Below are 10149 nucleotides of genomic sequence, written 5' to 3' on the forward strand. Positions count from 1 at the left end.
CCGCCGCAATCGGTTAGCCCGGCCAGCCAGGCTGTAAATCCTACTTTCATCCATTTGTTAATGTCGAAGGGTTGGAACAAGGCTTTTTTCATGCGGTCCCAACCTGCAGAAAGTGGTTGGCTGTAGCTAATTTGCATGGCAGTAGTTTTTTGGTTTTCTGCAAGTTATAGCATTCGTTAAAAATTACCAAACCAATTGCCCATAAATAGCCTGCATGAGCCCATTCATTATTTTACCGGCTATTATATTTTGTTTTAATCCTGCATTGCGAATCCTGAAAAATTTTAAACTACAGGTTGGTATTAGTTTATTTCTATTCCTTATATTTGCTTCCTCAGGCAAACCTTTATTATATTGTGCGTATATTCACGGAGTGTATATGGTATGTGTACTTCCCGTATTTATCTTTACAGTTGAATAACAAGTGTAGGGATTCTGCGTTACGTTGAATAGTTATTGAATTTATTACAGATAATGGGCCATTGAAAGGTCCGACCATTAAATCGAAAATTGTTTGTTATATGAAAAGGATATTTGCTGTAGTTGTATTGGTTTTTGTTGTTTTTAATTCCTTCGCCAAAAAGGATATAAACGCCTGGAAACAGGAACAATCATTGCCCAGCCAATACGAAGTTTTTAAAGAGAACCTTAATTTCTGGAATGGATCTTATTTTTTGAAAGAAGATCAGTTGGATGATTTTTACAACGCACTTACCGATACCATTGGTGTGTTGGAGAAAAGTGTGGAGCAGAAAAACACACAGATCCGAAATCTAAACAGCGAAATAGGCTCGAAAGATGCACAAATGAATAACCTGCAGGAGCAGCTTGATGAGAGTTTGAAATTGCAGAATTCAATCGTGGTTTTAGGCATGAAATTGGATAAGAATGTTTATTCGGTAACTATGTATTTGCTTATTGCCGGAGTTTTGGTATTGGCCGGTTTTGTTTTTCTTTTGTACAAACGAAGTCTTTCTGTTACGCGCCGTACCAAAAAAGATTACGATGAGTTAAAAGAGGAATACGAAACGCATAAAAAGAATGCGCTGGAACGTTACACCAAAATGAATATGGAATTGCATCAAACGCGCCTGGAGCTAAAAAAGGGTTCGATAAAATCGTAATTGATTACTAACTGAGAATACAAAATATATTATAGAAAAGTCCTGCACTGTTTTCGGTGCAGGACTTTTTTGTTGGTGCAAGGTTGAGGTAGGTTTTAATTGTTAGCCCTTAATTGTTTTCTCCATTTATTTTCGATTTGATTCATCTCCAGGTGATAAATTCTTTCAAATATCATTTCAGTTTCTGTGCTTTTTGTGAATGATAATGATTTAAATAATTCCAGGAATTTCTGTTTGCCAAACTCCCTGGTTAGAAATTCAACAAAAGATGCTGCTTGGCAGTAGTCTAAAGTAGCATTGTTCGAATTGCCAAATTCATCATATGAAAGAAGAGTTGAGATACTTTTTAATCCGTCCTTTTTGCTAAGCATTAAAAGAAATTCATTTGTACTTTTTGTTGGGTAGCCAATTAATCTTGAAAAAGCTTTGTCTCCAAATTGCTGGGATAGGTATACTGCAGTGCCTTCATCAATTAATGCGGGAGGGTGACTAAGAGTGTATCCCATAACGTGTGCTAACTCGTGGTAGGGATCCATGCGCACTGAATCATTAAATACCTCAACAATATTATTATCAAATCCCCATCCAAAACCTTTGTGCCCGGTAAGATTATGCTTTATTTCCTCATTCTCGAAAAGAAAAATATTGACCGATACACCTGTTTCTATCTCAAAAAAATCGGAAATCTCGTGGTATGCTATTTCTCTTTTCTTCAGTAAATCTAATCTTGTTTTAGTGCCAAGATGTCCTTTAAAAGTGTATAGATTGAAATGTTGTGAAGGTGTTGATGTAAAAATAGAATCTTTATTTATTAACCATTCAGCCTCCTGTCCTTTAGTCATAAAAGGAATGAGAATCAGGGTGAATATGAATATCCAATTTTTCATTTATTGATCTTTATGATTCCGGGGTTTGATAGTTCTGAAGGGGTTGGGCGTCGAGTCATTTTGAGCTTTTTGCGTATGTATTTTAATAAGGCGCATATTCAATGCGTTTTGGTTTTTATCAGAAGCTTAAAGTTAGCATTAAATAGATAACAACATAAGTTTAGTTCATTAGGATTCGATCCGTATAGGTTGGTGCAGAAACGAATCGGGTCCTTTTTTTTATTGGTTTAGCCCTGTGCCCTGCTATAAGCGGCTTTTTGAATGTCAGGCAATTTTGCAGTCTTTGTAACTTGCTGATTTTAGGCTTCCTGCATTCGTGTAATTGCTCAGCAAAAGTTGTAGCTTGCTTGTAACAGCGCTGCGGCAAGCAAAAAAATGTTGTTGCTCGCGCGTTGCACGGCTGAAATAAGCAAGAAATTTTTCTGGCGACCTTGTCGCACGGCTGCGATATACGAAAAATGGTTGTGGAAGGCATGTCGCAATGTTGCAGCATGCGAAAAAATATTGAGGAAGGCTTGTCGCGGTATTGTAATTAGGAAAAAATGTTGTTGCTCGCCTGTTGCAGGGCTGTAACGTACAAAAAATATTGTAGAAAGCCTGTTACACGGCTGTTGCACGGGTATAATTTTTGTGGCGACCTCGCCACACGGCTGCGGCATACAAGAAAAAGTTGTGGAAGGCTTGTAGCGGCAATGTAATATTTGAAAAAAATGTTGCGGGAGCATGATGCACGGCTGCGCCAGGGGAATTTGATTCGGTCGTACATAAAAACAAAACCCCGATCCGTCAGCTGACGAACCGGGATTCATTAGTTATAGTAAAATGGATTAGAAAATGGTCTATTCTTCTTCCTGCTCGGCTTCGTAAGCTTTCAGCAGTTCTTCCTGTACATCCGAAGGTACTTTTTCGTATCCGTCGAAACTTATTTTAAACACGCCTCTTCCACCGGTAATCGAACTCAGCGAAGTGGTGTATTTGTACATTTCTTTTTGCGGTACTTTGGCTGTAATTTTCTCCATGCCTTTTTCCGAGCCCATACCCATAATCATGGCACGACGTCCCTGCAGGTCACTCATAGCATCACCCATGCGGTCTGACGGTACCCAAACTTCAAGATTTAAAATTGGCTCCAGAATTTTAGGACCGGCATTTTTAAAGGCCATGCTAAAGGCATTACGTCCGGCCAGTTTAAACGAAATTTCGTTCGAGTCAACCGGGTGCATTTTACCGTCGTAAATGTAAACGATAATATCGCGGGCATAAGAACCGGTAAGCGGGCCTTCCTCAATTTTTTCCATAATTCCTTTCAGAATAGCCGGTAAAAAACGGGCGTCGATCGATCCGCCAACAATACTGTTAACAAATACCAGTTTTCCACCCCAGTCCAATTTGTGTTCTTCAACGGCGCGAACCGAAATCTTTTGTTCCTTATCGCCAAATTTAAACATGGTTTTAGGCGCAGCACCTTCCTCGTAAGGTTCAATAATCATGTGTACCTCTCCAAACTGTCCGGCACCACCCGATTGTTTCTTGTGGCGGTAATCGGCCTGAGCAGGTTTGGTAATGGTTTCGCGGTACGGAATTTTTGGTTTCAGGTATTCCACCTCTACTTTGTGAACGTGGTCGAAATACCATTTTAATACGTTAAGGTGGTATTCGCCCTGTGCGTGTATCAGTTGTTGTTTTAATTCTTTCGAGTACTCAATTACGTATGTTGGATCTTCGTATTTGATCTTACTTAAAATTTCGCCTACTTTCTCGTCGTCGGAATCGTTAACAGCTTTAGCAGCTACAGTATGGCGCGGCGTAGGGAATACAATCGGAGCAAACGCAGTTCCGATTTCTTTGGCTGCCAGGGTTTGGTTAAATCGTGTTTCTTTCAGTTTAACGGTACAACCCAGGTCGCCTGCGTGAAGCTCGTCCACTTTTTCGCGGCTTTTGCCATCGGGTACGAATACCTGCGATAAACGTTCTTTGTTTCCGGTTTTCGAGTTGATAAGGTCTAAACCTTCTTTAACAACCCCCGACATTACTTTGAAATAGGTGATCTCACCAACGTGAGGCTCAACAGCCGTTTTGAAAACAAAAAGGCTTGGTGGTTGCGAAGCATCCATTGTTACCTCTTTTCCGGCAACAATTTTACCCATTTTCTTTTCTTTAGGTGTAGGTGCAATGTTGGTAATAAATTCCATTAAACGGCCAACGCCTATACTTTTCTTGGCACAGGTACAGAATACAGGCAAAAGCGTAAGGTCGAGCATTCCCAGCTTAATACCTTTGCGCATTTCGTCTTCGGTAAGTGTTCCTTTGTCGAAATAAAGCTCCATTAAAGCTTCTTCGTTTTCGGCAGCTTTTTCAACCAATTCGTTGTGCAGTTCTTCTGCTTTTTCCATTTCCGATTCAGGAATATCGGAAATTTCAGGTTTGCCGCTATCGTCTTTGTAGGTGTACATTTTCATTTTAAGTACATCGATAATAGCCGAAAAGCCTGTTCCTGCATCAACAGGGTATTGTACTATGGTAGTTTTATTACCAAAAGTAGTTTTGCACTGATCAAGTGTGCTATCGTAATTCGAGTTTTCGTGATCGAGCTGATTAAAAACCACAACAAGTGGCGTGCGTGCGTTATCGGCATGGCGGGCTGCGGCTTCGGTGCCGGCCTCAATACCGTTTGATGCGTTAACCGTTAGCAAACCAAGCGCTGTAACACTTAAAGATGAAACAACACCTCCGCAAAGATCGTCCATCCCCGGGGTGTCCATTATATTTATTTTTTTTCCGTTGTATTCGGTATGCATCAGGGTAGAAAAAACAGAATTGCCATAATCCTGCTCTATCGGGTTGTAGTCGGATACGGTATTCTTCGAACCAACATCACCTTTACGTTTTATGATTCCACCCTCGAACAGCATAGCTTCTGCAAGGGTGGTTTTCCCACTGCCGGCATTACCAATTAGAGCAATATTCCGAACTTCATCGGTTTTGTAAACTTTCATAGTATATAAGTTTTATTGATTTGTTTATACTCGTTTTCTTCATCATTTTGAAGCGAGGTCATCAAAAATAGTAATAATTAATTAACAATCAAGAGGTAAAAATCAGGAGGAAAAAATATATAATCCGGCCCTTGTTTCGGGGCGTTGTTAATGTGCATCAATACAGCTTTTTAAGCACTTTTGTTAATAAATGTTATAGTCTGAAAACATTATAAATAAGGGGGTGTAGCGAATTATCAGAATAGCATAACAAATATGTCAATTAAAAAACATGTGGGCTGTTTTTCCGGGTTTCAGCGCCTTGTAGCTTTGTTAATTAATTTAGAACAAATAAAAATTAGTGATTAAAATTCTTTTTTGTCTGGAATTTTCATTTACATTTGCACTGTGTGATATAAGTCACATAGAAATAATTTTAAAGCGCAATGGTTAATACTTTCTCTAAAATAGCAATGATGAAAATGACATGTATGATGTGTATGTGTTGTGATGTTATTGTTATGCAGAGGGACTGACCATAGATTGAAAATATTACTCGATTTGAAAGGCTCTTCTGTATTTGCAGAAGGGCTTTTTTTTTTAGAAAAATTCAGATGACAGAATGAAAGTTTAAACAGGGATATGGCGTATGGCAAAAGAAAATGGAAATACAGTTGAGAGGAAACGAAGGAGTATCGTTAAAACGATTTCGTGGCGAACCATCGGCACCATCGATACCATTCTGATCTCCTGGTTTGTGGTAGGCGATATAAATTTTGCAGTTACCATTGGCGGCGTTGAGCTGTTTACGAAAATGGCTTTATACTTTTTTCATGAGCGGGCATGGAACAAAATCAGCTTCGGAAGGGTTAAACATACACCAATTGAATACGAAATTTAAACAGTATGGCAGACAAGAATTTTTTACCGATTGCAATTGATATTGCCAACCAGAAAATACTGATTGTTGGTGGCGGACAAAGTGCTTACAGCAAGCTAAAGATCTTGCAGCGCCACAACGCCGAAGTTGAGATACTGGCCATTGATGTATGCGATGAAATTAAAAACAGCGGGGTGAAATACATTGAAGCACCATACCACAAAAACTATTTAAAAGACTATCTAATGCTTTATTCTTGCTCGAATAACGAAGAGCTCGACCGGCAAATTGAAATAGACTGCCGCGAAGAAAAGGTATTAGTTAACATTCATGATAAACCAGATCGCTGTCAGTTTGTTTCACCTGCTATCTACCGGCATGGAAAAATCTCGGTGGCGGTGAGCTCGAATGGCAAGAATGTTTATGAATCGATTAGAATAAGAAATTTAATAAAAGATAAGTTGCAACTTGAAGATTGAGTTGGATGCGTTCAATTCAATCTCGTAATTAAAAATCAAAAATGAGTTTAAAAGCAAATCCATTAAATGATGCACAGTTAAGTGCTTTAAGCCAGTTGGTTGAAGGCTTGAATAAAGAGCAGACTGTTTGGCTAAATGGTTATTTTGAGGGGCGATTGGCAGCCCTTGGAGGAGTTGAAGTGCCAGCTGCAGCAGGAACAACTGTAAGTGCAGCCGCTCCGGCACCACAAAGTTCGATTAATCTTACCATTTTATATGGTACCGAAACCGGACACTCGCAGGGACTGGCCGAAAAATTAGGAGAGAAAGCTTCGTTTAAAGGAATGAATGTCCAGGTTTTTAGTTTGTACGATTACAATTACAAAAAGCTGCATGAAGAAGATAATGTAGCGATAGTTGTTAGTACCCATGGCGAAGGCGATCCGCCGGATATGGCTGAAGATTTTTACAAATACGTAACCGGGCCGCGTGCGCCTAAGCTCGAGGGGGTAAACTATTCGGTGCTGGCATTGGGTGATAAAACCTACAAACATTTCTGTAAAACCGGCGAAGAAATTGATGTGGCATTAAAAAACCTGGGTGGTTACCGAATAACGCCAGCCGTAAAATGCGATGTGGATTACGAGCAGCCCTCAGAAATGTGGATGAACAACTTTCTGCTGAACCTGTCGGCTACTGAAACTCCGGAACCTGTCGCAGCCGGTGGATCAGCAGCAATAACAGGTGGTTTTGGAGAGGAATTTTCGAAATCAAATCCATATATGGCAACAGTGCTGGAGAAAGTTCGGATTACCGGAAGCGATTCCGACAAGGAAGTGTACCATGTTGAACTTTCGCTTGAAGGATCAGGTCTGGAATACGAACCGGGCGATTCGTTGGGGATTTTCACCAAAAACCCTGAAGCGCTGGTGGAAGATATTCTGGCTTTTACAGGATTCGATCCGGAACAGAAAGTTGATGTTGGTGAAGACGAGATGAGCATAAAGGAGGCTTTGTCGCATCACCTTGAAATTACAATATTGACTTTTGATCTGCTGAACAAATACCAGGAGAAAACAAAGAATGCCGAACTGGCCAAATTGCTTGCCGACGATGAGGCACTGGATGAATATTTGTATGGCCACGATGTGCTCGACCTGCTGGAAGATTACCCTTTCGAGTGGAACGCGCGCAAACTGGTTGAGGTCTTACGTCCTATTCCGCCACGTTTGTATTCTATTTCATCAAGTATGGAAAGTGTGGGAGAGGAAGTTCACGTTACCGTTTCGGTTGTGCGTTACGAGCGTAAAAACCGCAAACGCAACGGAGCATGTTCGTCTCACCTTGCCGATAGCATTGAGATTGATGAGCAAATACCGATTTATATCGACAAAAATCCATCGTTTAAATTGCCGGCCAACGGATCAAAAATTATCATGGTTGGTGCCGGAACGGGTGTAGCACCGTATCGCGCATTTATGCAGCATCGCGAGAGTCTGGGAATTAAAGGTGAGTCGTGGTTGTTTTTTGGCGACCGTCGTTTTAGCTCCGATTTCCTGTACCAAACCGAGTGGCAAAAGCTATTAAAGAACGAAGTACTAACCAAGATAGATGTTGCTTTTAGTCGCGACCAGGAGGAAAAAGTTTATGTGCAGCACAAACTAAAAGAGCAGCAAAAGGAAGTGTTCGACTGGCTGGAAAACGGTGCCCACTTGTATTTGTGTGGCGATATGAAATATATGGCCAAAGATGTAAACAAGGCTTTGCTTGATATCATTCAAACTCAGGGTGGAATCAGCGAGGAACAAGCCGAAAAATATGTGAAAAATTTGAAACGTGAAAAGCGTTTCCAAACCGATGTTTATTAGTGAGACTCAACTTTTAAAAGTGTAACGCATTAAAAGTTATTAGTAGAACTAATCCCGATAATAAAGTTCATCGGGATAAATAAAAATAGCAGGAGCGACTGCAACTACCTTCATGTAGTCGCTCCTGAAATTATAACCCAAAAATTATGAGTGAAAATATTAACTGGCAGGAGCTTTCAGAAGTAGAAAAGCTCAAATACGATAGTAACTATTTACGGGGAACCTTAACGGAAAGTCTGGCCGACCCGATTACCGGGGCCATATCGGATGGAGATACGCAAATCTCGAAATTCCACGGTATTTATCAGCAGTGGGATCGCGATATTGACAAAGAACGAAAACGGCAAAAACTGGAACCTGCCTTTTCATTTCTGATACGGTTGCGTATGCCCGGCGGAAGATTTACGCCAGGGCAATGGCTGGCAATGGACGAGTTGTCGGAAAAATATGCCAATGGTACGTTGAAATTGACAACAAGGCAAACATTTCAGTTGCACGGTGTACTGAAAAGAAACCTGAAGGCCACCATTAAAGAAATGAACGACCATTTGATGGACACCATCGCAGCGTGTGGCGACGTAAACCGTAACGTGATGAGCCATGCCAATCCGGCACAGTCATCATTTCATGCTGAAGTGATTGAAACAGCTAAAAATATCAGCGAGCATCTTTTGCCCAAAACAGGTGCTTATCACGAAATCTGGCTGGATAAAAAACTGGTTGCCGACAGTAAAGAGGAGGTTGAGCCTTTGTACGGAAACCGTTACCTGCCGCGTAAGTTTAAAATCGGGATTGTAATTCCACCACATAATGATTGTGATGTTTTTTCGCAGGATTTGGGTTTTATTGCCATTGTTGAAAACGACAAAATTGTTGGCTACAATGTTGCCGTTGGCGGTGGTTTGGGAACTACATTCGGGAAACCCGAAACTTATCCGAGAACCGGAACTGTAATTGGTTTTTGTACCCCAGATCAAATTATTGATGTTGCAGAGAAAGTGGTGCTGGTACAACGTGATAACGGTAACCGTAAAGACAGGAAACAGGCCCGTTTAAAATACACCATCGACCGAATGGGAGTGGAGGAATTCGTGGCTGAACTGACAAAGTACCTGGGGTATGAACTGGAGCCGGAACGCGAATACGTTTTAGACCGAAACGGAGATGATTTTGGCTGGATAAAAGGCAGCGACAAAAAGTGGCATCTCACTTATTTTGTAGAAGGCGGCCGCGTGCTTGACCGGGGAGAATATAAACTAAAAACTGCCCTTCGAGAGATATCAAAAGTGATCGACGGCGATATTATCCTTACCGGAAATCAGAACCTGATCATCTCGGGAGTGAGCACAAAAGTGAAAAACCAGGTTGACGCCTTGCTAAAAACTTATGGCGTGTCTCCTGAAGATATTTCCGGCTTACGAAAGAATTCAATTGCTTGTGTTGCGTTACCCACCTGCCCGCTGGCATTTGCCGAAGCTGAACGTTACCTGCCCGATTTGGTAACGAAAATTGAAACGATACTGGATGAACATCAGCTGGGCAAAGAAGAAATTGTAATCCGTATGACCGGCTGCCCCAATGGTTGCGGACGACCTTATCTGGCTGAAATTGGCCTGATCGGTAAATCGCCGGGCTACTACAACTTATACCTTGGTGGAAGTTTTAACGGATCGCGTTTGAATACGCTTTACAAACAAACCATCAACGAGGAAGAGATACTGAATGAGCTGCGTCCGATTATTGCTGATTTTGCAGCAAATCGCGAGGATGGAGAGCATTTTGGCGACTTTGTTCTCCGCAATAATTACGTGGAGGAAATTAAAGAAGGCAAGGATTTTAAACACTAATTCCATTAGTAACAGGTAGAAATCAAAACTAAAAAAGCAAACAAACATGAGAACAACAGTATCGATATTAGGTTGCGGATGGCTTGGAACAGCGTTGGGGAGATCATTAC

At 41.1% G+C, this 10149-nt stretch carries 7 protein-coding genes; 5 read left to right on the forward strand and 2 right to left on the reverse strand.

The genetic code is table 11. From position 1 onward, the window contains the following. Nucleotides 1-521: 521 nt before the first annotated feature. On the forward strand, nucleotides 522-1124 hold the full coding sequence (locus ABZB17_RS16030; RefSeq protein WP_372651514.1) for a hypothetical protein: 603 nt from the start codon (nucleotides 522-524) through the stop codon (nucleotides 1122-1124). A gap of 95 nt (nucleotides 1125-1219) precedes the next feature. Here the strand turns inward: ABZB17_RS16030 and ABZB17_RS16035 are convergent, their stop codons facing one another. Then, on the reverse strand, nucleotides 1220-2011 hold the full coding sequence (locus ABZB17_RS16035; protein ID WP_372651516.1) for a hypothetical protein: 792 nt from the start codon (nucleotides 2009-2011) through the stop codon (nucleotides 1220-1222). Between the two features lie 839 nt (nucleotides 2012-2850). Continuing rightward, nucleotides 2851-5007 carry an elongation factor G gene (locus ABZB17_RS16040; protein ID WP_372651519.1) on the reverse strand — a complete coding sequence of 719 codons (2157 nt, stop codon included), beginning with the start codon at nucleotides 5005-5007 and terminating at the stop codon, nucleotides 2851-2853. 628 nt (nucleotides 5008-5635) lie between these two features. On the opposite strand from ABZB17_RS16040, the gene ABZB17_RS16045 reads away from it, so the two are divergent. From ABZB17_RS16045 to cysI, 4 genes are all read left to right on the forward strand, one after another. Further along, nucleotides 5636-5887 (forward strand): DUF2061 domain-containing protein, encoded by a 252-nt coding sequence (locus ABZB17_RS16045; RefSeq protein ID WP_045032464.1) that lies wholly within the window; start codon nucleotides 5636-5638, stop codon nucleotides 5885-5887. A 5-nt stretch (nucleotides 5888-5892) separates the two neighbouring features. Next, nucleotides 5893-6345, forward strand: coding sequence for a bifunctional precorrin-2 dehydrogenase/sirohydrochlorin ferrochelatase (locus tag ABZB17_RS16050; protein ID WP_372651521.1), 453 nt, complete (start codon nucleotides 5893-5895; stop codon nucleotides 6343-6345). A 41-nt stretch (nucleotides 6346-6386) separates the two neighbouring features. Beyond that, entirely contained in the window at nucleotides 6387-8192 is a 1806-nt protein-coding gene (locus ABZB17_RS16055; protein WP_372651523.1) for an assimilatory sulfite reductase (NADPH) flavoprotein subunit, read from the forward strand. A gap of 146 nt (nucleotides 8193-8338) precedes the next feature. Continuing rightward, entirely contained in the window at nucleotides 8339-10039 is a 1701-nt protein-coding gene (gene cysI / locus ABZB17_RS16060; RefSeq protein ID WP_372651525.1) for an assimilatory sulfite reductase (NADPH) hemoprotein subunit, read from the forward strand. Nucleotides 10040-10149: the final 110 nt, after the last annotated feature.

Origin of the sequence: Draconibacterium sp. (assembly GCF_041583095.1) — a bacterium.
Classification (GTDB): domain Bacteria; phylum Bacteroidota; class Bacteroidia; order Bacteroidales; family Prolixibacteraceae; genus Draconibacterium.